Below are 24,569 nucleotides of genomic sequence, written 5' to 3'. Positions count from 1 at the left end.
ATTCAGCGGGCCAGAACGATGGAAAGGGTGACTTCCTTGGCGTCGGAGGAGAGGTCGAAGCTGCCGCCGTCCTGTGCGGGGACGCAGACGGTGTAGACCTTCTTCGCGCTGAAGCGGGCCGGGACGTCGTCAAAGCGCCAGCCGGACACCTCGTGGTAAAGACCGTCGGTGCCGAGGGCAAAGAGTTTGTAGTCGGCGGGGTTTCCGGTCAGGCCGTTGATGCGGAAGGCAACGGTGGTCTGGGGATGGAGATTGTCGAGGGTGACGGTGTGCAGCCAGCTTGCGGGGGTGCCTGTGCCGCCTGCGGCATGGAAAGCGTCGGCAGAAAGCACCCGGCGGGAGGTCTTGTCCAGATCGACCTTCCGGTAGGGCATCTCGGGCAGGAAGACGAAGCGGTCCTGCAGGCGGAGCAGCTCCTTGTAGCCGGTGGGGCAGTAGAGCTTGTTGCCGTCCCGGCCTGCATACATACCGATGGCCATGTTGTTGTAGCCGTAGAGGGAGGCAACGTCCACCGTGAGGACGGTCTTGCCGGTGTCGAAGTCCAGCACGATGTACTGCCACATACCGCTGTCCACATCCTGCACGAAGCCGTAGATGTAGCCGGTGGCGGTGGAGAGCTTCATCATGGAGGTGTCGCTGAGGTCGTCGCGGCACCAGATGCTCTTCATGGCCCAGCCGTCGGCGGTGCGGACGGTGTCCACACGCTCGACGCCGGGCATGATCATGCAGTTGCCCTTGAGCAGCCAGTTCCGGTCATAGATGTTCTCGTAGCTCTGGATGGAGGAATCGCTGTCGGGCTTTGCGAGGTTGGGGCTGCCTGCGCCGAACCAGTTGCAGACGATGGTGCTGACTCTGCCGTCGCCGTGGTCGTAGACGATGGCCGAGTTTTCGACGGAGACCGGCATATTGTCGGGCAGCTCGTCGATGACGGGATGGCTGGCCACGACCTCGCCGGTGCGGATGTCCACGGCCATGAGGCTGACGACCTCGAGGTTGTCGGTAAAAAAGACCAGCTCCCTGCTCAGAGAGGGCGAGCAGCCGCCGCCCCACGCCAGACCGCCGCCGGTAGTGGCTGCGCCCTCGCGGCTGTCCTTTGCGCCCACGCTGTCGTAGGGGGTGCGCCAGACGACCTCTACGCCGCCGTTTGCCCGCAGCAGGTAGCAGGCGAGGTTCGTGAGGATAACTGCGCCCTCCCGGCAGGAGGCGATGCCGTTTTCGGCACCCTCGCCGGGGGCGGGGGCGTAGACGTGCACCTCGCGGCTGAGGTCGGCGGTGCCGCCTGCAAGGATGGTGTCGATGGCTGCGCGGGAGATATAGCCCATCGCGCCCTGCTGGCCGCGGCTGGGGTAGATGCGGAAGCCGCCGGTGACGAACCAGAGGTTGCCGTCGTAGTCAAAGACGATGGAGAGCAGATTCTGCTCAAGACTGCGGCCCAGCACCCGCTCGGCAGCCTCCTTGATGTTGATGTCCAGCACCTTCTGGAAAACGGGCAGCGGCGTGCCGCTCTCGTCCGTGGCCCGCAGCATCAGGACGTGGTTGTGGCTGGTGGGGCAGACGATGAGGTTGCGCCCGTCCACGAAGGAATAGGAGCTTTGGATGAGGTAGCCGCCGCCGTCATGCTTTGCGGGGGAGAAAAAGCCGATGGTCCGTACCTCCTCTGCGTCGAGGTCGCGGATGGCCAGACCGCCGAGGAAGGGGCTGATGGGGTTGTCGAAGTTGTCGAAGAAGATGGCAGGGGAGGCATTGGGGTTCGTCTTTTCCATGGCCACATGGACCTCGGGGCAGATGCCTACGGGGAGGACAGCGTCGGTGGAGTCGGTGTTGTAGCAGTCGTGGTGGATGTTCGACTCGCTGCTGCCCATAAAGGGGTTCGCATCCACGCCCTTTGCCGTCAGGGGCTTCAAAGGCAGGGCGGTGTCTTGGCTGTGGAAAAGGCCGGCCAACAGGCTGTCGGACTTGGCCGCGCTGGCGGTGGGGGCCAGCGGACAGGACAGCAGAGCGAGAGCGGAAGCGCTGAGGAAGCTGCGTCGGGTCATTTTCATGGTGGAGTCCTCCTTTAATTAGCTGTGTCAACCTCTCCGTCATTGCTTCGCAATGCCACTGCCCGGGTTGCGGCACCCAGCATCCGCAGCGCTTTGCTTGCGTCTTGCTGGCCGCGGCCCCAACAGCGACTCCCTGTTTCCGCCACTGGCGGCGGTCGTCGTTGTTGCTCCTAACGAGGGGAGGCTTTGGCATTTCGTAAAGCTTTATCTCTTCGCCAGAGGCTCCCCTCGGTAGGGGAGCTGTCGAGCGAATGCGAGACTGAGAGGTTAAAGGTTCAATAAAATATTCACTCGGAACAGGCCGTTTTCGGTCTCGACGGTCATGGAGCCGCCGTATTTGGCTGCGGTGGTCTGGATGGAGACGAGGCCGATGCCCATGCCGTCGTGCTTGGTGGAGTGTAGCGCGCCTTTCTGGCGCTTGAGTACGCCGTCGTACCGGTTTTCGACTAGCAGGCCCAGCATGGCGGGGCTGAGCATCCGGGCCATCACCTTCACCTGCCGCTGCTCGGGCGGGAGCTTCTGGCTGGCATGGAATGCATTTTCCAGCAGGTTGCCCAGCATCATGCAGAGGTCGGCTTCCGGGACGGGCAGCTGGCGGGGCAGTTCCAGCCGCCATTCCACCGGCACGCCGAGCTGGCGGGCCTCATGGTCGTAGTGCCCGGCCAGCGCGTCCACGGCGGGGTTGGCGCAGAGGGTGGGGCGCTCCTCACTCAGCTCGGATTCGTACTGGCAGAGGTAGTTTTTCAGCTCCTCCAGCTGGCCGGCCTCGGTCAGGCCGGCGATGACGTGAAGGTGCTGGCGGAAATCGTGGCGCAGATGGCGCGTCTGCTCCATATAGGCCCGAAGCTCGGTGTAGCGGCGGGACTCCACAGCCAGAAGCTGGTTTTCCCGGTCCAGCTGGGCGCTGCGGGTGTACTCCCGGGCCACCTGATACATCTCATACAGCAGCAGGAAGATGCCCAGCAGTGAGATAGAGACGGCCAGCACGGAGATGATCATCAGCCGGTTGATGAGGATGACGCCCGGGTCCAGCGGCATACAGAACATGAGGAAGGCCGCGTAGATGGCGGGCAGCGGCCACGCCGACTGCCAGAAGGCTTCGCCCCGGTACTCCCGCAGCAGCCAGCGGCTCCATTGGACTGCGGTGAACCAGAAGAGGATGCAGAGCACCGCCGACAGCCCCAGCTTGAGCAGGGCAGTGGAGACAAGGCAGACCGGCGCGTCGTTGTCCACCTCGGCCCGGGCATTGAGCACGATGGAGAGCAGATTGCAGACGGCGATCATGACGGCAGAGAGGGAGAAGAGAAAGGCTGTCTGCCCGGTCGAGACTGCCGACTCCACCCGCCAGAGCAGCAGCCAGAATGCCGTCAGGAAGATGGGCAGGAGCATCATATTGCTGTTCAGCTCAAGGACAGTGCAGAAAGCCGCCGCCGCAAGGTCGATGACGGAGACGAGGAAGGCGGTCAGCAGGGCAGTGCGGCGGGGCGCTTTCAGATGCTCCCACAGCGGGGCGAGGCAGAGGAACGCCCCCGGGTAGAGGATGGAGAGGTCCAGAAAATAGCGTCCGAATAAAGTGATGTCCAAGGCAGGGCCTCCTTTCGTCGTCAAAGCTCCCGCCGCATATGGCGGAACTGGTATTGTGTGAACTGGGCGAACAGGGTGTTCTTATCCTTCAGGCGCACCGGCAGGTGGGTGCCATCCAGCATCTCGAAAGCGTCGCCGTCCAGCCGCAGCACCTTGTCCATGTTCAGGATGACGCCCCGGTTGCAGACGAGGAAATTTTCCTGCGCCCGCAGCAGCTGCTCCACCTGTGCGAAGGTGGAGACGGCCCGGCACTCGCCGTCATCGGTGACGACCCGGACATAGTGGTTCTGGGACATGGCGTACTGGATCTTCCGCAGTGGCAGCTGCACGGTCTGCCGTGCGATGCGGACGTCCAGCTCCGGCTCGGCCCGGAAGAGCACCCGCCGCAGCTCATCGGCCAGCTGAAAGAGCTTCTCTTCCCGGTAGGGCTTGAGCAGATAATCGAAGGGGTGGACGGGAAATGCATCCCACACATACTCCGGCGATGAGGTCACGAAGACCAGCGGCAGGTCCGGGTCGGTGCGGCGCAGGGTGCGGGCTGTGTCGATGCCGTTGGTTCCCTCCATGCAGATGTCCAGAAAAACGGCCTGATAGGCCCGGGAGGGGAACGCCTGCAAAAAGGCGTCGCCGCTCTCGAAGTGGTCACAGACCAGAATGTATCCATTGCCGAACGCCAGCCGGAGCAGACCTTCCAGCCGCTGGGCGTCGGGCAGGCGGTCTTCTACGACCGCGAATCGAAGCTCCATCCTCTCATATGCCTCCTTACGCTCCTATTATAACACACCCGCGCAGCCTTGAGGACAGTCATTCACGCAGGAAATGACCCCTTTCACGCAGGTTTGGCAGCAAAAAAGAGAGACCGGGCGGGCCGGTCTCTCTTTGGAAGAGGATATAGGATTCAGTGCCTGCTCATGGCGCAGACCATCCGGATGAACTCCCGCACCTGCGGCAGCTCACTTTCGCGCTTGCGGTAGAGCAGATAAGTAGAGCGGGTGAGAGGGGTGCCGTCGGCGAAGAAGAGCGGCTCCGAGATGCCGTCGAAGTAGTTCAGGCAGATGGACGGCACGATGCTCCAGCCAAGACCGGCATTGACCATGGCCACGCAGGTGGACAGCCCATCCACATTCAGCTGGGCGTCCGGCTCCATCTTGTGCTCCATCAGCCAGCGGGCTTTCATGCTCATGTGCTCCGGGTCAGAGTCCCGGCCGATGTACCGCAGCTCGCGCAGGGGCACGCTGGCATTCTCCCGGCTGCGGATGAGGCAGACCGGCTCCCGCTCTAACAGGATCTTGCCCTCGTCCCAGCCGTATTCACCCCGCACGATGGCGAGGTGGACGCTGCTGTCCTGCAGCGTCCGGAGACAGTCACGGCTGTGGTTGGTGGAGACTCTGAGGGTGACGTCCGGGCACTGAGCCGTGTAGGCCGCCAGAACCTGCGGTAGACGGTATTTGGAGTAGTCGATGGAGACCTCGATGCGCAGGGTGCCGCAGATGGTGTCCTTGCGCATCTGCAGCTGCTCCCGCAAGGTGTTGAGATCCCGGGCGGTGCGCTGGATGACCTCCCATGCGGTCTCTCCGGCGGGGGTCAGGGTGACGCCCTGTTTGCTGCGCAGGAAAAGCGCTGCCCCCAGATCTGCCTCCATGTTCTGGAGCCGCTTGCTCAGGGTGGGCTGGGAGAGGTAGAGCTTTTCTGCGGTGCGGGTCAGGTTGCCGGTGTCGGCCAGCGTCAGGAAGATCAGCAGGTCTTTTTCGTCCATGGGATGTCCCCGTCCTTTTCGTGGTATTTCTTTCAGTATACCGTTTTGCGGACGGAAGCGCAAGGCGGCAGAGCGGCGATCATTTATTGGCGGCGTGGTAGATGGCGATGATGTCGTCGAGGCTCAGCTTTTTGGCCGAGCCGAGGGCAGTGCCGGAGGCCTCGAGGCAGCGGCGGGCCATCTCGTCGATCTGTGCGTCGGTGGGGGCGATGCCCAGCTCGTGGAAGGAGGCGGGCATCCCGATGCTGTGGTAAAAGTCAACCATCGCGTCAATGCCCAGCAGGGCCACCTCTTCGTCGGTGCCGTCCGCCGTCACCCCCATGACATTCCGGGCAAAGCGGACGAAGCGGGGCAGGCAGTCCTTATAAACATACCGTGCCCAGCTGGGCCAGAGGGCGGCGAGACCCGCGCCGTGGGTCACGTCGAACATACCGCCCATCTCGTGCTCCATTTTGTGGGACATGAAATCGCCGCTGGCGATGCCGCAGCCGGTGAGGCCGTTGTGAGAGAGGCTGCCCGCCCACATCACCTCGGCCCGGGCTTCATCGTTGGCGGGGTCGGTGTGGAGGATGCGGGCGTTCTCCATCACCGTGCGCAGCAGGCCCTCGGCCAGCGCGTCGGTTAGCTCCATGTTGCCGCCGTTGGTGAAGTAGCGCTCCATCGTGTGCATCATGATGTCAGCGCAGCCGGATTCAGTCTGGTAGTCGGGCAGGGTCTTGGTCAGCTCGGGGTCCATGATGGCGAACTTGGGGCGGCTGAGGTCGTCGTTGTAGGCCCGTTTCTGGTGGGTGTCCTCGCGGGTGATGACACTGCTGTTGGATGTCTCGCTGCCCGCTGCCGCGATGGTGAGGATGCTGGCCACGGGCAGGCACTTCTGGGCCTTGCGGGTGTGCTCATACAGCTCCCAGACATCCTTGTCCGGCTCAGCGAGGCCGTAGGCGATGGCCTTGGCGGTGTCGATGACGCTGCCGCCGCCCACTGCCAGAAGAAAGTCGATTCCATTCTCCCGGCCGATGCGGATGCCTTCGTAGACCTTGTCGAGATGAGGATTCGGCACGACACCGCCCAGCGTCCAGCTGGACAGGCCGGCCTCCGCCAGCGACTTCTCGGCCCGGTCGAGCACGCCGGAACGGATGGCGCTCTTGCCGCCGTAGACCACGAGGACGCGGGTGCCGCCGTATTCGCGCACCAGCGCGCCCACGCGCTGTTCGGTGCCCTTGCCGAAGATGACCCGGGTGGGGGAGTAGAATTCGAAATTGCTTGCCATTGGCAGACGACCTCCTTTTTGGTTGGAACAAAATAAAACCTGCACTCTCCCGGCGGGAGGATGCAGGCTTCATTGGAAAACATCAGACAAAAAAACCTGCCGACACGAGGCGGTTGCAAGCCCTCTGTCGGCAGGATGCTTACTTCTTCGGAGTCATAGCCTCTTGACCTCGATTTCCTCATTTTTCGGTCTGTACCGGACGTTTCATGGAAGCTTCTCCTTTGAAACGATGAAGAACGATCAGCAGGGGAATGAATTTCTTAGTACATTGGAATGACCCTTTTCTTAACTGTTGGAGTGCGGGATACGAATCACAGAGATGAATTTCATATTACCACATTCTTTCGAGTTAGATTTGCGAAGGGAGCGTCATTACTAGTACATTGGAGTTTCTCCTTTGGAGTTATTCAAATACGATGCTCCGTACAAAAGCTTTCTTCATTTCGAATCACCTTCGGCGGATCTATTTGAACGCGAGGGATTTATTTCACAGACTGTACTGTTATCCGCTTTATTGAATGCTCAAGACCGGCTCTCGTTGTTGTGTTTTTATACGGGGGAAACATCCCGTTTGTGGTGAGCCTCTGTTTTGCTTCTCAGCGAACCCCGACAGTCTGTGCACACTGTGCGGGTTCCATATCAACCATCGGTCTTCGCTCCTTTCTTCTTAAAGTCAGCGGGGTGAGTTCTCATTTGAACTTCTGCTGTACTTCTCTGGTTTCTGGCTTTATTATACACGCACGAGCCTGTTTTGTCTATTCGCAGAGTGCACAATGAATTAGACATACTTTTTCAAGAAACGACTAAAAAACTGTGAGAGTCGTACAAATATCAGGACGAAAGATTTTCCCTGCGCCAAAACCGTCTGTGGCTCCGGGCGGGGGAGGCGGTGCAGTAACGAATCTGCCCGAAAATTTTGGGTCGTTCGTGGAAGGATTTGCGCAAAACGGGAGAAAACGGCGAAAAATGCTTACGCGGGGCGGGAGTTTGTGCTATCATAGCGGGCAATGAATGGTAGTCGTGCAAAGACAGACGAAGGTTCCGCCCTCGTCTGTCTTTTTTTGTGCGGCGAAAGTTCCAGAAGACATTTTACCCACAACCAAAAATGAGGAGAAAACAAAAATGCCCAAGACCCTGCTTGAAAAAATCGTCTTTACTCTCGTGATGGCCGCGATCATGGTCTACGGAATGATCGTCTACAATGTCGCCCTCGCCACCGGCGGTGTGACCAACGCCACCTTCGGCATGGCGCTGCATGAAATGCCCATCATGGTGCCGGTGGCCTTCGTGCTGGAGTTTTTTGTAGTGGAAAAGCTGGCCACCGCATTGGCCTTCACCTTTATGCGTCCTTCGGACAGCCCCCAGTTCATCACCTATGCCATCTCCCTGATGATCGTCTGCATCATGTGCCCCATCATGAGCCTTGTAGCGACCGTGCTGTTCAAGGAGCCCAGCTTTGGGATGTGGGCGCACACCTTCGGCTGCAACTTCCCGATGGCCCTGTGCTGGCAGATGTTCTACTGCGGCCCGCTGGCCCGCTTTCTCTTCCGGCACATCTTCCGCCGCGGGAAACAGTGAGCCTATTATAAACAGGTAATATTATATAAGTCTCCGGTTAACAAAATTTCAGGTATCAAGCGCTTGACAACTATATGAATTTTATATACACGATATACATGGAGTGTATATTTCTGCCGAGAGCGTTTCATATTACCTCAAAAAATGAAACGAATCGCTAAAAAATGGCTAAGAAATTGGTTGAAATGGACAGTTTGAAAGCGAAATATTGTGCAAGATGTACGACAGTTTCGGCACAAGCGTGAAATAAGATATAACAAAAAGTAGAATATCGACCGAAGGGCTTATCAAACCGGCCCAATCGTGCTATGATACCAGACGCAAAAGGATGCGCTGAGCGCGGAAAGAGGGTGTGTTTCCATGAAAAACGGACGCACCTTCTTTGATTTTCGGCGCGGCCTCTTTGACTAGAGAAACGAAAGGAGATAGAGTGAAAACGAACCACACCCTTACGCTTCAAGATAAGACTCTGCTCAGAAAGGAGGCAAAGCGATGAACGCATTGACTGCGGCCCTGAAAGAAGAGCTGAACGTGGAGATGGTCTCCATCGGCGGCTTGCAGGTGCCGGAATCCGTGGTGGTGAGCTGGGGCATCATGCTCTTTCTGGTGATCGTCTCCATCCTGCTCACCCGGAACCTCAAGGTGGATCACATCTCCAAGCGGCAGGCTGTCCTTGAGATGGTAGTCACCACCATCGACGGCTTCTTCATGGGCCTGCTGGGCGAGCAGGGAAGGCGGTATGTGCCCTACCTCGTGACGGTGGCTCTCTACATCGCCTGCGCAAACCTCATCGGCGTGTTCGGCATCAAGCCCCCCACGAAGGATCTGAATGTCACCGCTGCGCTGGCACTCATGAGCATCTGCCTCATCGAGTATTCCGGCGTCCGTGCCCGGGGCGGCAAAGGCTTCCTGAAAAGCCTCGCCGCTCCTACCCCCATCATGACCCCCATGAACATCCTCGAGATCGCCATCCGCCCCACCAGCCTGTGTATGCGACTGTTCGGCAATGTGCTGGGCGCTTTCGTCATCATGGAGCTGATCAAGCTGGTGGTCCCGGTGTTCGTGCCGGCCATCTTCAGCCTCTACTTTGATTTGTTCGACGGTCTCATCCAAACCTATGTTTTCGTCTTCCTCACCTCGCTGTTCATGAAAGAGAGCATTGGCGGAGAAGAGTGACCCACCCCAAAAGCCTCTCCCAAGGGGAGAGCCAAAGAAGAATATTGACCATAAAGGAGAAATAATTATGAACGGACTCGTAGCTCTGGGCGCTGGCATCGCAGCGCTGACTGGTATCGGCGGCGGCATCGGCATCGGCATCGCCACCGGCAAGGCAACGGAGGCCATCAGCCGCCAGCCGGAGGCTTCCGGCAAGATCCAGACCAACCTCCTGCTGGGCGCAGCTCTGGCCGAAGGTACTGCCATCTTCGGCTTCGTCGTTGCTCTGCTCATCATCCTGTTCCTGGGTTGATCACGGAGGCATGACGAATGCTGACTCTGAATCTGAACCTTCTGTATACAGTCGTCAACATTCTGGTTCTGTTTTTGCTGCTGCGCAAGTTCCTGTACAAGCCTGTCATGAACATCATCGCGCAGCGCCAGAAGCAGGTGGATGACGCCTTGAACGCCGCCGAGACCTCCAAGCAGGAGGCCGCAGCGGCCCTGAACGACGCGCAGGCTAAGCTGCACAATGTGGACGCCGAGGCAGCAGCCCGCCGCACGGCCTACGAACAGCAGGCCGAAAAGGACAAGCAGCAGCTGCTGGCCGACGCCCAGAAGCAGGCCGACGCCATTCTGGCCGAGGGCAAGGCCGCCGCTGAGGCCGAGCGCCAGCACAAGCTGCGTCAGGCCGACGCCCAGACCACCGCACTGGCCCGCGCCATGTGCGAGAAGCTGCTGGCCCGCAACCTGAACGAGCAGGACGACGCACGCCTGCTGGACGACCTGTTGGAGAAAGCGGGGACTGAAAATGGCAAGTGAATTCAGCAAGGAGTTCTTTGAGGCCAACCGCATCGTCAAAGCGGACCTCCGTGCCGCCCGAACCCCCCGCGAGGAGGATCTGGACCGGATCAAGAAAGAGGTCTGCAAGCTGTACGACGCCACCGAGGTCATCCTGAACGTCACGGTGGACGACAGCCTCCTCTCCGGCTATGTGCTCCAGATCGGCGACCGCGTCTTTGACAACTCCGGTCGTCACGCCATCGACCAGATGATGGCCGACAAGCCCTCTCTGGCCACCCTCAAGACCCGCATCGAGGACTACAAGCCCGCGGCCACCAGCGAGGAGGGCGGCGTGGTCGTCTCCTCTGCCGATGGCATCGTGGAAGTAGAAGGAATGGACCGCGCTGTCTACGGCGAGATCGTCACCTTCGAGAACGGTGCAAAGGGCATGGTGGAGAGCGTCGAGCCGGGCCGTCTGGGCATCATGCTCTTTGACGGCGCGGAGAGCGTCGGCGTCGGCACCATGGTCACCCGCAGCGGCAAGCGCGCGGGCATCCCGGTGGGCGAGGGCTTCCTTGGCCGTGTCATCGACCCGCTGGGCGAACCCATCGACGGCAAAGGCCCTGTCGAGGCTGTGGGCTACAACCCCATCGAGAAGCAGGCCCCCGGCATCCTCGAACGCCAGAGCGTGGACACTCCGCTCCACACCGGCATCCTCGCCATCGACTCCATGTTCCCCATTGGCCGCGGCCAGCGTGAGCTGATCATCGGCGACCGCCAGACCGGCAAGACCTCCATCGCCACCGATGCCATCCTGAACCAGAAGGACACCGGCGTGCTCTGCATCTATGTCGCCATCGGCCAGAAGGCTTCCTCCATCGCCCGCGTGGCCGAGGACCTGAAAAAGCATGGTGCCATGAGCTACACCACCATCGTGGCGGCGACCGCCTCCGACAGCGCCCCGCTGCAGTACATCGCCCCCTATGCGGGCACGGCGCTGGCCGAGTACTTCATGGCGCAGGGAAAGAGCGTCCTCATCGTTTACGACGACCTTTCCAAGCACGCGGTGGCCTACCGTGCCATCTCGCTGCTGCTCCGCCGCTCTCCGGGCCGTGAGGCTTACCCCGGCGATGTCTTCTATCTGCACTCCCGTCTGCTGGAGCGCTCCTGCCGGATGAGCGACGCGCTGGGCGGCGGCTCCATTACCGCTCTGCCCATCGTGGAGACGCAGGCCGGCGACGTGTCCGCCTACATCCCCACCAACGTCATCTCCATCACCGACGGACAGATCTTCCTTGAGAGCGCCCTCTTCAACGCCGGCAACCGCCCGGCCGTCAATGTGGGCCTGTCCGTCTCCCGTGTGGGCGGCGCAGCCCAGACCAAGGCCATGAAGAAGGCCAACGCCAACCTGCGCATCGAGCTGGCCCAGTACAAGGACATGGAGTCCTTCGCTCAGTTCAGCTCGGATCTGGACGCCGAGACCCGCCATCAGCTGGAACACGGCAAGGCCCTGACCGAGATGCTCAAGCAGCCGCTCTATCAGCCCAAGACCGACGCCGAGCAGGTGGTCATCCTCGTGCTGGCCTCCCACGGGATGCTGGACGATGTGCCCCTCGCGGAACAGCGGGCACGCACCGCCGCCTTTGTGCGCCAGTTCCATGCAGACGTGTCCGGCACGATGGACGCCATCACGGCCACCGGCAAGCTCACCCCCGAGCAGACCGACACCATTCTGAACGCATGGAAGGCCTACGAGGGAGGCGAGAATCATGGCGTCCAGTAAGCTGCTGAAAGAGCGCATCGAGAGCATTCAGGATACCCGCAAGATCACGAATGCGATGTATCTGATCTCTTCCTCCAAACTGCGCAAGGCACGCAGGAATTACCAGAACGTCCTGCCCTACTTCACCCGCATGAGGGACACCATCTCCCGTGTCGTCCCCCATCTGCCCGAGGAGCCGGTGCACCCGTATTTCCACGAGCGGCAGCGGGAGGACGGCAACCCCCGCCGCGCCTATCTGGTGCTGACGGCGGACAAGGGCATGGCAGGCTCTTTCAATCAGAACGTGCTGAAGCTCCTGCTGGAAAAGGCCGATGAAAACGACCGGTTCTATGTCATCGGTCAGGTGGGCTACCGCGCCCTCCGCAAGGACCCCCGGCTGGTGAAGGAGTTCCAGTACGGCGCGACGGCACCGTCTTTGCAGCGTGCCCGTGACATCACGGTGGACGCCATCGACGATTTTAAGTCGGGCAAGCTGGATGAGATCTATCTCATCTATACCAAGATCCAGAACGCGCTCACCAGTGAGCCGGTCATGGAGCGGCTGCTGCCGCTGGACCGCGAGCATCTGCAGCCCGCTCCCAAGGGTCTGGGCGATCCCCGCGGCGAGGTGGAGCTGGTGCCCGATGCTTGGACAGTGTTCGAGCAGACCGCGCCCATCTATATGCACGGCATGATCTTCGGCGCCATGACCGAGAGCTTCTGCGCCGAGCAGAGCGCCCGCATGACGGCCATGGACTCGGCCACCAAGAGCGCAAACGATATGATCCGCGACTTGCAGCTGGAATACAACCGCACCCGCCAAGGCTCCATCACACAGGAGATCACCGAGATCATCGGCGGCGCGTCGGCGGTGAAGAATCAAGAATAACAAAACGAGGCAAATCTATGATACAGGGAACTATTATCCGCGTAGCCGGCCCTGTGGTGGACGTCCAGTTCGCCGCAGGCCGACTGCCTGCCCTGCAGGAAGCGCTGACCGTGACCGCAGAGGGCACTGAGCGCACGATGGAGGTGGCGCAGCACGTCAACGAATCGACGGTGCGCTGCATCATGCTCTCGGCCAGCGAAGGTCTGGGCAAGGGCATGGTGGTCACTGCCACCGGCCACGGCCTGACTGCCCCGGTGGGCGAGGCCACGCTGGGCCGTATGTTCGACCCGCTGGGCCGCCCCATCGACGGCAAGGGTTCGGTGGACGAGGTGCCCCACTGGCCCATCCACCGCAAGGCCCCCAGCTTTGCAGAGCAGAAGCCCGCTACTGAAATTCTGGAGACCGGCATCAAGGTCATCGACCTGCTGGCTCCCTACGCCAAGGGCGGCAAGATCGGTCTGTTCGGCGGTGCAGGCGTCGGCAAGACCGTCCTGATCCAGGAGCTGATCCATAATGTGGCCACCGAGCACGGCGGCTACTCCATCTTCACCGGCGTCGGCGAGCGCTCCCGCGAGGGCTGCGACCTCTGGGGCGAGATGAACGCCTCCGGCGTCCTCAACAAGACTGCGCTGGTCTTCGGCCAGATGAACGAGCCTCCCGGAGCACGTATGCGCGTGGCCGAGACGGGCCTGACCATGGCGGAGTATTTCCGTGAGGAGACGCATAAGGACGTGCTGCTCTTCATCGACAACATCTTCCGCTTCGTGCAGGCAGGCTCTGAGGTCTCCGCCCTGATGGGCCGTATGCCCTCCGCCGTCGGCTACCAGCCCACGCTGGCAAACGAGCTGGGCGCTCTGCAGGAGCGCATCACCTCCACCCGCGACGGCTCCATCACCTCGGTGCAGGCTGTCTACGTCCCTGCCGACGACCTGACTGACCCCGCTCCCGCCACCACCTTCGCCCATCTGGACGCTACCACCGTCCTGAGCCGTAAGATCGTGGAGCAGGGCATCTACCCCGCCGTGGACCCGCTGGCCTCCACCTCCCGCATTCTGGAAGCAGACATCGTGGGTGAGGAGCACTACCGCGTGGCCCGCAAGGTGCAGGCGACGCTGCAGCGCTATCAGGAGCTGCAGGACATCATCGCCATCCTCGGCATGGATGAGCTGAGCGAGGAAGACAAGCTCACCGTCACCCGTGCCCGTAAATTGCAGAAGTTCCTCTCCCAGCCCTTCGCGGTGGCCGAGAACTTCACCGGCCTGCCCGGCAAATATGTGCCGCTGGCCGAGACGGTCAAGGGCTTTGCCGCCATCGTGGACGGCAAGTGCGACGACCTGCCCGAGTGGGCCTTCTTCAACGTGGGCACCCTCGACGACGCCCGCAAGAAGGCAGCGGACAAGCTGGCGGAGGAAAAAGGCGGTGAGGCCTGATGAACAGCTTCATCCTCAACATCACGGCCTCCAGCGGTGAGTTCTATCAGGGCAGCTGCGAGAGCATGGTGCTGCCCGTGAAGGACGGCGTCTACGGTGTGCAGGCCGGTCACAGCCCGGTGCTGGTGGCCATCCACATGGGAATGCTCAAGTTCACCGTGGACGGCGAGACCCGGGAAATTCTGGTCGGTGACGGCATCGCCGAGGTGACGCCCACCTTCGTGCTTTTGCTGGTGGACAGCGCCGAGCGGCCCGAGGACATCGACAAGAACCGCGCCGAGGCCGCCCGCATCCGCGCCGAAGAGCGCTTGCAGCACAAGCAGAGTATGCACGAGTACTATCAGACGAAGATCGCCCTCGACCGTGCCATGCAGCGGCTGCAGACCGCATCCAAATACAAGCGTTAAGACTCCTTTCGAACATAAGCGATATTTCTCCAATTTCTCCAAAGCAGAGGGCCTGCCTGTCCATTTTACGGATGGGCGGGGCCTTTTGCGTTTCCTTTGACAGAGAAGGGGGAAAGTGATATGATTCTGGTATCCCCAAAGGAAAGACGGCCCGCATGGGAAATGCGGAGCCGCCGGAGTCCATGGCAGACGGATATGGCAGACAGCAGAGAGCCGTACAGGCAGAAAGGGCGCAGTTATGACGCTTATGACAGTCCCCGCAGCAAGCATCGCAGGCATGGTATTTTCCCTTGTCGTCTCCTTCGCACTTCCCATAGGCCTTTTCATCTACGCAAAGAAGAAGCTGGGCGCGAAGGCGGCACCGTTCTTTATCGGGTGCGGCGTTTTCTTCGTGATGGTGGTGATGCTGGAAGCTGCCATCCATCGCATCGTGTTCCAGCTGGCCGGAGAAGCGCTGACCGGAAGCGTGATCCTATACGCGGTCTATGGCGGCCTGATGGCAGCACTTTTTGAAGAGACTGGCCGTTACATCGCCATGAGGTTTCTGGTGAAGCCGATGGACTTTCCGAACGCCTTTATGTATGGTGCCGGACACGGCGGCGTGGAGGCAATGCTTCTGTGCGGCGTGGCATCCATCAGCAACATCGCAAGTGCCGTGATGATAAACTCCGGCACCATGTCTGCACAGCTGGCGTCTCTTGACGCAAAGAAGGCGGCAGACACGGCAGCGGCTCTTTCGGCGCTGTGGACGACACCGAGCCTGACGTTTTTTGCAGGCGGCGTAGAGCGGCTTTTGGCGGTGGTGCTCCATGTGAGCCTTTCGATTCTGGTGTTCCAGTCCATCCGCAAAAAGTCCCGGAAAGACCTGCTCAATGCGTATCTGTTCCACTTTGTCATCGATTCGCTGGCCGTTCTGCTCAGTGCAGTGGCATCTGTCTGGGTGGTGGAGCTTGTCGTTGCACTCGTGACCGGCGGAGCTGTCCTGATGGCAAAGTATGCCTGTATGGAAGAGTGAACGCACGGAAATATTTTTGATATATAGGATATAAAAGTCCCCTCTTCGTCATTGGAGCAAGAACCGTGACGAAGAGGGGACTTTCGCTTTCTGTTACTTTTTCTCGTGGTCAGACCAGCCGCTGGAGCTTATAATATCGCCGTCCGGCGTGCACCAGAGGGCCTCCACGCCGTCGAGGGACTCGACGAGCTTCTGTCCCTCTTCCAGCGGCATACAGAACAGGCCGGTGGTGAGGCAGTCGGCCGCGCCGGAGTCGGGGGAGAGGACGCTGACGCTGTCGAAGTAGCGGGCGGGCCAGAGGGTGTCCGGGTCGATGAGGTGGTGGTAGCGCACGCCGTCCACGACGTAGTACCGCTGGTAGTTGCCGCTGGTGACGAGGGCCATGTCGCTCATGTTGACGCCGGAAACGTAGGAAGAGCTGGCGGTGTAGACCTCGGAGGAGTTCCACGGGTTTTCCACGCCGCCCGACCACTGGGAGCCGTCGGGTTTTGTGCCGATGGCGCGGAGGTTGCCGCCCACGCTGATGAGGGCGCTGGTCAGGCCCCGGGCCTCAGCAGCCTGCGCCACCATCTCGACGGCGTAGCCCTTGCCCACGCTGCCCACGTCGAGGGACATGGCGGGGTCGGAGAGGTAGACCGTCTTGGCCTCCTCGTCGATGACGAGGTCGGAGATGTCACAGTGCTGTGCGGCGGCATCCAGCGCTTCCTGCGAGGGCAGCTGGTTGTCCGCCTCGCTTTCGGTGGCCTCGGCGGCTTCGCGGCAGTCGTGCCAGATGCGGAGGACGCTGCCCATGGCGATGTTCAGCTTGCCGCCGGTGGTGTCGTACATCTGCCGGGCCAGCTCCAGCATCCCGAGGATCTTATCGTCCACCTGAACCGGGGCAGTGCCCGCGTTGTCGTTGATGGTCTTGACGTTCACCACGCCGTCGTAGTCGTTGTAGATGTCGTAGAGACGGTGGTATTCCAGCAGGTCGGTGTGGAGGGCGTCCATCTGGCGGTTGAACTCCTCCTCGCTGTCGCAGTAGGCGATGACCTGCGTTACGGTGTCAAAAGCGTCGTAAAAGATGGTGCTGTACCGCTGGGCATCCGCGCTCACGCCGGAGGCCGCAGGCTTTTGGGATGAGCCGCAGGCAGCAAGGAGGCTCAGGCAGAGCGTCCCGGCCAGCAGGGCGGAAACAAAGCGCTTGATGCTCATGCCTGCTCCTTTGCCGCAGCCGTGAAGGCGGCGTGCTCCTCAGACAGGTGAGCCAGCAGGTCGCCGAAGACCCAGTTCTTGTTGGAGGGGGTGATGACGGCCTTGAGGGGAATGTTCACCTGCGCCTGCTTCATGAGGTCCAGCAGGGTGTCGAGGTCTTTTTCCCGGAAGTTTGCCAGCACCAGCGCAGGAGGATAGGCCCCCGGCTCCAGCACGAGGGTGCGGGAGGTCTTGACCTCCACCTCGCCCAGCAGCTGGGCGACGGTCTTGCCTGCGTCGGCGGGGGAGACGGGCAGCAGCTTCATGCCAAAGGCGGGGGCCATCCCCTCAAGGATGCCCCGGTCGGCGGCGGACAGGTTCCAGCCCAGCGCCAGCGGGACGCCGGCGTTCTGGTTGCGTGCGATATGTGCTTTCATTGCATTGTACCTCTTTTTCAAAGGATAAATCAAAATACACTATAGTATACCATAAAGAACGGAAAAAGAAAACGACTGCCGACCCTTTTTGCAAAGCGGGCAGCAGTCGAACAAGAAAGACGCTATTGTATTTTGTCAAAAGTTGTGATATTCTGAAACTGCCGTCGGAAATGGCGGCAGGCACTGTCTGCAAATGCAGGTGGTCACGCTCCTCCGGCCAAGCGCCAGTGGAGACGAATATCTTTTTGCTTCCCCTGACGCGAGAGCGAAAGGGGGGATGTTCTATGACGCTGAGTGAAGTTATTCAACTGCTTGCCCTGATTGGCGGAGCAGTTTTTGTGACCTTTCAGATTACATGGACGATTTCCAACGGCAAAAAGAAATGACCGCCCCTGCCTCTCCAAGCAAGCGGTCATTCTTTTTGACTTAACGCCGGAAGAGCGCTGACCATTTGTGGGACAGTGCCTTCTTTATTTGTAGTATAATCGTTTCAGCGTGAATTGTCAACGCTGAAAGCGTAACTTAGTTCATCTTCTTGCCGAAGAACTCCACCTCTTTGCCGATGAAGTCCATCAGCTCGTCGAACTGGTCGGGGGTCAGGCTCTGGGCACCGTCGCACTTGGCCTTGGCGGGGTCGTTGTGGACCTCGATCATCAGGCCGTCGGCACCGGCGGCGACGGCGGCCTTTGCCAGCTGAGGCACCATCCATGCGTGGCCGCAGGCGTGGCTGGGGTCCACGATGACGGGCAGGTGGGTCATCTTGTGGAGCATGACCACGCCGGCAAGGTCGAGGGTGTTCCGCATACTGGTCTCGAAGGTGCGGATGCCGCGCTCGCAGAGGATGACATTCTCGTTGCCCTCGGCCATGATGTACTCGGCGCTCATGACGAACTCCTCCAGCGTGTTGGCAAGGCCGCGCTTGAGCAGGACGGGCTTCTTCTGACGGCCCACGGCCTTGAGCAGCTCGAAGTTCTGCATATTGCGGGCGCCGACCTGAATGAGGTCCACATTCTCAAAGAGGGGCAGATGCTCGGTGTTCATGATCTCGGTGACGATGGGGGAGCCGGTGGCACGGCGGGCCAGCTTGAGCAGGTCGAGGCCCTCGCTGCGCATCCCTTGGAAAGAATAAGGGGAGGTGCGGGGCTTGAATGCGCCGCCGCGCAGCAGGGAGGCACCGGCGGCCTTGACGCGCTGGGCGCAGTAGGTGATCTGGGCCTCGCTCTCGATGCTGCACGGGCCTGCGATGACAGCAAAGCTGCCGCCGCCGATCTTCACGCCCTCCACATCAATGACGCTGTCGTCCGGATGGAATTTGCGGTTGGCTTTCTTATACGGTTCAGAGACGCGGCGGCAGGTCTCGACCACCGGGTTTGCCAGCACCCAGCTCTCGGCGATGGCCTTGGTGTCGCCGATGAGGCCGAGGATATGGGTGTCGCTGCCCTTGGAGTCATTGATCTGCAGGCCCATGCCTTCCAGCTCGCGGCAGAATTCGTGGACCTTGGCTTCGGGGGCGTCCTGTTTGAGTACGATGATCATGGCGGGTTCTCCTTTTCCTATTTCCGTACGGCAGGGGAGAGGAAGCCGCCTTGCCGCAGATGTTTCAGTATCATGAACTTCACTATCGTGAAGTGACGGGGCATGGACATAGCATATCACTTCAGTTTCATGAAGTCAAGAGCTTTCTCAAAAGTTTTTGAATTTTGGGAGAGAAAGTGGTAGAATAAATCTGGACTCAACCTCTCAGTCTCGCTTCGCTCGACAGCTCCCCTACCGAGGGGAGCCTCTGGCGAAGAGGAGAAGTTTTCCGCTATGCCAAGGCCTCCCCTCGATAGGGGAGGTGGCACGCCGTAAGGCGTGACGGAGAGGTTAATACAACAATAGAGGTCTTACATATGGGCAAAGAAGCAAAAACGAACGCCATGCGCATCTTGGAGCGGGCCAAGGTGGCCTATACCGCGCATGAATATCCCCACGAAGAGGGCGTGGCGGTGGACGGCGTGACCGTCGCCGCCAGCATGGGCGAGGACCCCGCCTGCGTCTACAAGACGCTGGTGACGCAGGGGGCCAGCAGGAACTACTTCGTTTTCGTCATCCCGGTGGCAGCGGAGCTTGACCTGAAGGCCGCCGCCCGCAGCGTGGGCGAAAAGAGCGTGGCGATGATCCACGTTGCCGACATCAACAAAGTCACCGGCTATGTCCGGGGCGGCTGCAGCCCGGTGGGCATGAAGAAGCAGTACACTACCGTCTTTGACGAGAGCGTGCTGAGCCAGCCGAAGGTCTACGTCTCCGGCGGGCGCATCGGCACGCAGGTGTGCTGCGCCGCTGCCGACCTCATCAAGGCTGCACGGGCAACGACCGCGAAGATCATCTTCTGAAAAGCCCCTCAGGCGCGTTGCGTCAGCTCTCCCGGAGGGAGAGCCTTTAAAAGAATATTTATTATAGAAAGTTTCTCCAAGAAGTCGTACTTAAAAAGAAAAACGATGTCGAAACTGCACAAAATTTTAGAAAGTTTTTTGACAGCAGAGAACACAAGGGAAAATTTGCCCGAACGCTCTTTGCAAAGGCGTTTTTTTGCCGTATACTGTATCTAGACGGCGGACGGAAGGGCAGGCAAACTCTTTTTTCAGCCGGAAAGAACAGCGTGGACAACGAGGTTTGCGGAGGAGGAGCAGAATGTGGAATGAGCTGCTGAGTACCAAGTGCCGTCTCGGCGCGGGGATGCATCAGGGCCTTCGTGTAACCTGCTGCGAGTCTATGCTGTCGCAGACGAAATAAAAGGCCGTGGTGTAGGTGCATCACAGCCTTTTTTGTTTTTGTGTCGTGGGATTTTGAGAAAGAGAGGTTGGATACAGATGATTCGTAAAGTGGCAGTCATCATGGGTTCGGATAGTGATTGGCCGGTGGTCAAGGGGGCCTGCGCCCAGCTCAAGGCGCTGGACATCCCCTTTGAGGCCCACATCCTGTCGGCCCACCGCACCCCCGCCGAGGCGGCGGACTTCGCAAAAAAGGCAAAGGCAGACGGCTTCGGCGTCATCCTCTGCGCGGCGGGCATGGCAGCACATCTGGCTGGTGCTTTCGCCGCCAACACCACCCTGCCGGTCATCGGCATCCCGATGAAGGGCGGCGCGATGGACGGTCTGGACGCACTGCTGGCCACCGTCCAGATGCCCAGCGGCATCCCGGTGGCTACGGTGGCCCTGAACGGCGCAAAGAACGCCGCATGGCTGGCTGCTGAGATCCTGGCCCTCGGCGACGAGGCGCTGGCCGGCCGTCTGGAGGCTGAGCGCACCGCGATGGCGCAGCAGATCGCCGCAAAGGAAGAAAAACTGCAGAAAGAGATCGAGGAACTGTAATGTCTGATTTTGCATACCCGCTTCACGAAGAGTGCGGCGTTTTCGGCATCTATGACCGTGCAGGCACGGAGGATGTGGCGGCTGCCGCTTACTCGGCCCTGTACGCTCTGCAGCACCGTGGGCAGGAGAGCTGCGGCATCGCCGTGAACGATGACGGCGTCATCAACGGCCACCGAGACCTCGGCCTTGTCAATGAGGTGCTCACCCCGGCGGTGCTGGCTTCGCTGGCAAAGCCCACGGCCCATATGGCCACCGGCCATGTCCGCTACGCCACCGCCGGCAGCCGCGTCCGGGCCAACGCCCAGCCCATGATCGTCCGGCATGGCCGGGGCACCATGGCCCTCTGCCACAACGGCAACCTGACGAACGCTCTGGAGCTTCGCCGCCAGCTGGAAAACGAGGGCGCTATCTTCCACGGCTCCTCCGATACCGAGGTCATCTGCTACCTCGTCACCCGCAACCGCCTGCGGATGGGAAGCATCGAGATCGCCATCAGCAAGACGATGGATGTCCTCGAGGGCGCTTACAGCCTTGTGGTCATGTCGGCCACCAAGCTCATCGCGGCCCGCGACCCCCGGGGCTACCGGCCCCTGTGCATCGGCACCCTGCCCGGCGGCGGCTATGCCTTCGCCAGCGAGAGCTGTGCGCTGGACGCCGTCGGTGCGACGCTGCTGCGGGATGTGGAGCCGGGCGAGATCGTCATCGCCGACACCAAGACTGGTGAGCTGCGCTCCATCAAAGACCACTGCGGCCGTCCCGACCGCCAGATGTGCGTCTTCGAGTTCATCTACTTCGCCCGCCCCGACAGCATCATTGAGGGCAGCTCGGTGCATGAGGCCCGCAAGCAGGCAGGCCGCTTCCTCGCACAGGAACACCCCGTGGAGGCCGATGTGGTCATCGGTGTGCCGGACTCCGGCCTTGATGCGGCCCTCGGCTACTCGCAGGAGAGCGGCATCCCCTACGGCATCGGCTTCATCAAGAATAAATACATCGGCCGCACCTTCATTCAGGGCAGCCAGAAGCAGCGCGAGAACAGCGTCCGCATCAAGCTGAACGTCGTGTCCAGCACCGTCAAGGGCAAGCGGGTGGTGCTGGTGGATGACTCCATCGTGCGCGGCACCACCTCCGCCCGCATCATCAAGCTGCTGCGGGACGCCGGAGCGAAGGAAGTCCACTTCCGTGTTTCCGCGCCCCCCTTCAAATATCCCTGCTATTTCGGCACCGACATCCCCGACCAGAAGCTGCTGGTCGCCACCGGCCGCACGGTGGACGAGATCAACGAGATCATCGGGGCCGACACGCTGGGCTACCTTTCGACGGAGCACGTCGTCCGGCTGGCCCAGAACGCGAACGGCGGCTTCTGCACTGCCTGCTTCACCGGCCAGTACGCCGTGAAGCCGGAAGAGGTGCTTTCCACCGATATTCATGAACGCCACCTGAATGACCGTCCCAAGGACGAGAAAAAGTTAGGAGAGTAACAATGGAAAAGAGTTATTCGGAAAGCTATGCAGCCGCAGGTGTGGACATCACCGCAGGCTACCGCTCGGTCGAACTCATGAAGCAGTATGTGGCCCGCACCATGAACGAGCACTGCATCGGCGGGCTGGGCGGCTTCGGCGGCCTGTTCGAGCTGGACTGCACCGGCTATCAGCACCCCGTCCTCATCTCGGGCACCGACGGCGTGGGCACCAAGCTGAAGATCGCCATGATCCTGAACAAGCATGACACCATCGGCATCGACTGCGTGGCCATGTGCGTCAACGATGTCATCTGCGCCGGTGCAAAGCCGCTGGTCTTCCTCGACTACATCGCCTGCGGCCGGAACATCCCCGAGAAGATCGCCGAGATCGTCAAGGGCGTGGCCGAGGGCTGCGTGCAGGCCGACTGCTCTCTGGTGGGCGGCGAGACCGCAGAGCATCCGGGCATGATGCCGGAGGAGGAGTATGATCTGGCCGGCTTCACCGTGGGCGTCGTGGACAAGGAAAAGATCCTGAGCAACGAGACCATGAAGCCCGGCGACGTCATCATCGCCCTGCCCTCCACCGGCGTCCACTCCAACGGCTTCTCGCTGGTGCGCAAGATTTTCGACATCGACGGCGACCCCGCCGTTCTCAAGACTGCCCCCGCAGAGCTGGGCGGCAAGACCCTCGGCGAGGCCCTGCTGGCCCCCACTAAGATCTACGTCAAGCCGGTGCTGAAGGTGCTGGAAGAGGTGGATGTCAAGGGCATCTCCCACATTACCGGCGGCGGCTTCTACGAGAACATCCCCCGCAGCCTGAAGAAGGGCTGCTGCGCCCGCATCAAGAAGGAGGATGTCCGCACTCCGGCTCTCTTCCAGCTGATGCAGAAGACCGGCAATATCTCCGAGCACGATATGTTCAACACCTTCAACATGGGCGTCGGCATGGTGCTGACCGTCCCCGCCGAGCAGGCCGACAAGGCACTGGACATCCTCCACGCCAACGGTGAGCCGGAGGCCTATCGTCTGGGCGTCATCGCAGAAGGTGAGGGTGTCGAGCTGTGCTGAACATCGCTGTGTTAGTGTCCGGCGGCGGCACCAATTTGCAGGCCCTGCTGGACAGTGAGGCCCGGGGCGAGAACCCGGACGGCAAGATCACGCTGGTGGTGGCATCCAAGCCCGGCGTCTACGCGCTGGAGCGCGCAGCCAAGGCAGGCGTCGAGGGCGTGGTCGTCCGCCGGAAGGACTACGCCACCAGCGAGGCGTTCGACGCCGCCCTGCTGAAGACGCTGAAGGAACACGACATCGACCTCGTGGTGCTGGCGGGCTTCCTCTCGGTGCTCGGTCCCAGCGTCATCGAGGCCTATCCCCGCCGCATCCTGAACATCCACCCCGCCCTCATCCCGTCCTTCTGCGGGCCGGGTATGTACGGCCTGCGCCCCCACGAGGCCGCGCTGGCCCGGGGCTGCAAGGTGACGGGCGCCACCGTCCACTTCGTCAATGAGGAGTGCGATGGCGGGCCGATCCTGTTACAAAAGGCCGTGGACATCCTGCCCGGCGACACCCCCGAGGTGCTGCAGAAGCGGGTGATGGAGCAGGCCGAGTGGAAGCTGCTGCCGCAGGCGGTGGCGATGGTCTGCAGCGGAGAGGTTTAACGATAGGAGAAAGACAATGGAAAAGATCGACCTGAACGAATATCTGGCCTCCAACGAGTACCCCGGCCGCGGCATCGCGGTGGCAAAAGCACCGGATGGCCGTCAGATGTTCATTGGCTATTTCATCATGGGCCGCAGCGAGAACAGCCGCAACCGGGTATTCGACCCAGTGCCCGAGCGGGGCGGCATCTGCACGATGGCAGCAGACCCGGCCAAGCTGGAGGACCCCAGCCTCATCATCTATAACCCCGTGCTGACCCTCGGCAAGACCCACATCGTCACCAACGGCGACCAGACCGACACCATCTTTGACGAGATGAGCCGGGGCCGCAGCTTTGCCGACGCCCTGCGCACCCGCACCTTCGAGCCGGACGAGCCGAACTACACCCCCCGCATCTCCGCTGTGGTGTACGCTGACGGCAGCTATCAGATGAGCATCCTGAAGTCTGCTGACGGCAACGGCGAGAGCGTGCAGCGCTATTTCTTCGACTACCCGCAGCCCGTGGCCGGGGAGGGTCACTTCATCAGCACCTATAAGCACAACGGCAGCCCCATCCCCAGCTTTGAGGGCGAGCCGCTCCGTTTCGCCTGCCCCCGCACCATCGGCGATTTCGCCCATGGCCTGTGGCAGAACCTGAACCCCGACAACAAGGTCAGCCTCTTCGCCCGGGTCATCGACCTCGAGACCGGCGAGAGCGGCGACATGATCTTCAACAAATACGACGCTGTGTGCAGCGACCTCGACGACCCCGAGGAGCCGGAGCTGCTGCCCGAGGAGCTGGAGCTGCTGAAGAAGCTCGACGCCGAGGAAGAATAACACGAGA

At 60.9% G+C, this 24,569-nt stretch carries 23 protein-coding genes; 15 read left to right on the top strand and 8 right to left on the bottom strand.

From position 1 onward, the window contains the following. Positions 1-2 precede the first annotated feature (2 nt). From LKD23_RS00990 to LKD23_RS00970, 5 genes are all read right to left on the bottom strand, one after another. Positions 3-2,042: a hypothetical protein gene (locus LKD23_RS00990; RefSeq protein ID WP_227619943.1), complete on the bottom strand. Its 2,040-nt coding sequence runs from the start codon at positions 2,040-2,042 to the stop codon at positions 3-5. A 267-nt stretch (positions 2,043-2,309) separates the two neighbouring features. Then, positions 2,310-3,626, bottom strand: coding sequence for a sensor histidine kinase (locus tag LKD23_RS00985; RefSeq protein ID WP_227619942.1), 1,317 nt, complete (start codon positions 3,624-3,626; stop codon positions 2,310-2,312). Positions 3,627-3,646: 20 nt separating this feature from the next. Further along, positions 3,647-4,372: a LytR/AlgR family response regulator transcription factor gene (locus LKD23_RS00980; RefSeq protein ID WP_227619941.1), complete on the bottom strand. Its 726-nt coding sequence runs from the start codon at positions 4,370-4,372 to the stop codon at positions 3,647-3,649. A 152-nt stretch (positions 4,373-4,524) separates the two neighbouring features. Next, positions 4,525-5,382 carry a LysR family transcriptional regulator gene (locus tag LKD23_RS00975; protein ID WP_227619940.1) on the bottom strand — a complete coding sequence of 286 codons (858 nt, stop codon included), beginning with the start codon at positions 5,380-5,382 and terminating at the stop codon, positions 4,525-4,527. A gap of 79 nt (positions 5,383-5,461) precedes the next feature. Next, entirely contained in the window at positions 5,462-6,649 is a 1,188-nt protein-coding gene (locus LKD23_RS00970; protein WP_227619939.1) for an iron-containing alcohol dehydrogenase, read from the bottom strand. A 1,122-nt stretch (positions 6,650-7,771) separates the two neighbouring features. On the opposite strand from LKD23_RS00970, the gene LKD23_RS00965 reads away from it, so the two are divergent. The 9 genes from LKD23_RS00965 to LKD23_RS00925 all read left to right on the top strand — a co-directional run bounded on the left by LKD23_RS00965 (position 7,772) and on the right by LKD23_RS00925 (position 15,668). Next, positions 7,772-8,227: a DUF2798 domain-containing protein gene (locus tag LKD23_RS00965; RefSeq protein ID WP_227619937.1), complete on the top strand. Its 456-nt coding sequence runs from the start codon at positions 7,772-7,774 to the stop codon at positions 8,225-8,227. 492 nt (positions 8,228-8,719) lie between these two features. After that, a complete protein-coding gene (locus tag LKD23_RS00960; RefSeq protein WP_227619936.1) occupies positions 8,720-9,403 on the top strand; it encodes a F0F1 ATP synthase subunit A in 684 nt (227 codons plus the stop codon). 67 nt (positions 9,404-9,470) lie between these two features. Beyond that, complete coding sequence (atpE, locus tag LKD23_RS00955) at positions 9,471-9,695, top strand: ATP synthase F0 subunit C (protein ID WP_015563599.1); 225 nt, start codon at positions 9,471-9,473, stop codon at positions 9,693-9,695. 17 nt (positions 9,696-9,712) lie between these two features. Then, positions 9,713-10,204, top strand: coding sequence for a F0F1 ATP synthase subunit B (gene atpF, locus LKD23_RS00950; protein ID WP_227619935.1), 492 nt, complete (start codon positions 9,713-9,715; stop codon positions 10,202-10,204). Then, positions 10,194-11,948 carry a F0F1 ATP synthase subunit alpha gene (gene atpA / locus LKD23_RS00945; RefSeq protein ID WP_227619934.1) on the top strand — a complete coding sequence of 585 codons (1,755 nt, stop codon included), beginning with the start codon at positions 10,194-10,196 and terminating at the stop codon, positions 11,946-11,948. Before atpF ends, atpA begins: the two co-directional genes overlap by 11 nt. Next, positions 11,935-12,816, top strand: coding sequence for an ATP synthase F1 subunit gamma (gene atpG / locus LKD23_RS00940; protein WP_227619933.1), 882 nt, complete (start codon positions 11,935-11,937; stop codon positions 12,814-12,816). The genes atpA and atpG overlap by 14 nt, the downstream gene beginning before the upstream one ends. Before the next feature lie 17 nt (positions 12,817-12,833). Continuing rightward, positions 12,834-14,246 carry a F0F1 ATP synthase subunit beta gene (atpD, locus tag LKD23_RS00935; protein WP_227619932.1) on the top strand — a complete coding sequence of 471 codons (1,413 nt, stop codon included), beginning with the start codon at positions 12,834-12,836 and terminating at the stop codon, positions 14,244-14,246. After that, positions 14,246-14,653: an ATP synthase F1 subunit epsilon gene (gene atpC / locus LKD23_RS00930; RefSeq protein ID WP_227619931.1), complete on the top strand. Its 408-nt coding sequence runs from the start codon at positions 14,246-14,248 to the stop codon at positions 14,651-14,653. The genes atpD and atpC overlap by 1 nt, the downstream gene beginning before the upstream one ends. Before the next feature lie 238 nt (positions 14,654-14,891). Further along, positions 14,892-15,668 carry a YhfC family intramembrane metalloprotease gene (locus LKD23_RS00925; protein WP_227619929.1) on the top strand — a complete coding sequence of 259 codons (777 nt, stop codon included), beginning with the start codon at positions 14,892-14,894 and terminating at the stop codon, positions 15,666-15,668. A gap of 93 nt (positions 15,669-15,761) precedes the next feature. Here the strand turns inward: LKD23_RS00925 and LKD23_RS00920 are convergent, their stop codons facing one another. The 3 genes from LKD23_RS00920 to aroF form a co-directional block, all read right to left on the bottom strand. After that, complete coding sequence (locus LKD23_RS00920; protein ID WP_227619928.1) at positions 15,762-16,862, bottom strand: FAD:protein FMN transferase; 1,101 nt, start codon at positions 16,860-16,862, stop codon at positions 15,762-15,764. Then, positions 16,859-17,278: a DUF3783 domain-containing protein gene (locus tag LKD23_RS00915; RefSeq protein ID WP_227619927.1), complete on the bottom strand. Its 420-nt coding sequence runs from the start codon at positions 17,276-17,278 to the stop codon at positions 16,859-16,861. The genes LKD23_RS00920 and LKD23_RS00915 overlap by 4 nt, the downstream gene beginning before the upstream one ends. 522 nt (positions 17,279-17,800) lie before the next feature. Continuing rightward, entirely contained in the window at positions 17,801-18,814 is a 1,014-nt protein-coding gene (gene aroF / locus LKD23_RS00910; RefSeq protein ID WP_227619926.1) for a 3-deoxy-7-phosphoheptulonate synthase, read from the bottom strand. A 356-nt stretch (positions 18,815-19,170) separates the two neighbouring features. Here aroF and ybaK point away from each other — a divergent pair, with 356 nt between their 5' ends. The 6 genes from ybaK (at position 19,171) to LKD23_RS00880 (ending at position 24,562) form a co-directional block, all read left to right on the top strand. Then, positions 19,171-19,653, top strand: coding sequence for a Cys-tRNA(Pro) deacylase (gene ybaK / locus LKD23_RS00905; RefSeq protein ID WP_227619925.1), 483 nt, complete (start codon positions 19,171-19,173; stop codon positions 19,651-19,653). Between the two features lie 477 nt (positions 19,654-20,130). Beyond that, positions 20,131-20,631 (top strand): 5-(carboxyamino)imidazole ribonucleotide mutase, encoded by a 501-nt coding sequence (gene purE, locus LKD23_RS00900; RefSeq protein WP_227619924.1) that lies wholly within the window; start codon positions 20,131-20,133, stop codon positions 20,629-20,631. After that, a complete protein-coding gene (gene purF, locus LKD23_RS00895) occupies positions 20,631-22,109 on the top strand; it encodes an amidophosphoribosyltransferase (RefSeq protein ID WP_227619923.1) in 1,479 nt (492 codons plus the stop codon). Before purE ends, purF begins: the two co-directional genes overlap by 1 nt. A 2-nt stretch (positions 22,110-22,111) precedes the next feature. After that, the gene (gene purM / locus LKD23_RS00890) at positions 22,112-23,158 is read left to right on the top strand and encodes a phosphoribosylformylglycinamidine cyclo-ligase (RefSeq protein WP_227619922.1); all 1,047 of its coding nucleotides are present in this window, start codon (positions 22,112-22,114) and stop codon (positions 23,156-23,158) included. Next, positions 23,152-23,745, top strand: a complete 594-nt coding sequence (gene purN, locus LKD23_RS00885) for a phosphoribosylglycinamide formyltransferase (protein WP_227619921.1) — start codon at positions 23,152-23,154, stop codon at positions 23,743-23,745. The genes purM and purN overlap by 7 nt, the downstream gene beginning before the upstream one ends. Before the next feature lie 16 nt (positions 23,746-23,761). Continuing rightward, the gene (locus LKD23_RS00880; protein ID WP_227619920.1) at positions 23,762-24,562 is read left to right on the top strand and encodes an IMP cyclohydrolase; all 801 of its coding nucleotides are present in this window, start codon (positions 23,762-23,764) and stop codon (positions 24,560-24,562) included. Positions 24,563-24,569: the final 7 nt, after the last annotated feature.

It is taken from the genome of Faecalibacterium butyricigenerans (genome assembly GCF_020687345.1).
Lineage (GTDB): Bacteria > Bacillota > Clostridia > Oscillospirales > Ruminococcaceae > Faecalibacterium > Faecalibacterium butyricigenerans.
The sequence above is the reverse complement of the archived record's forward strand: the minus strand, read 5'-3'. Positions and strand labels throughout refer to the sequence as shown.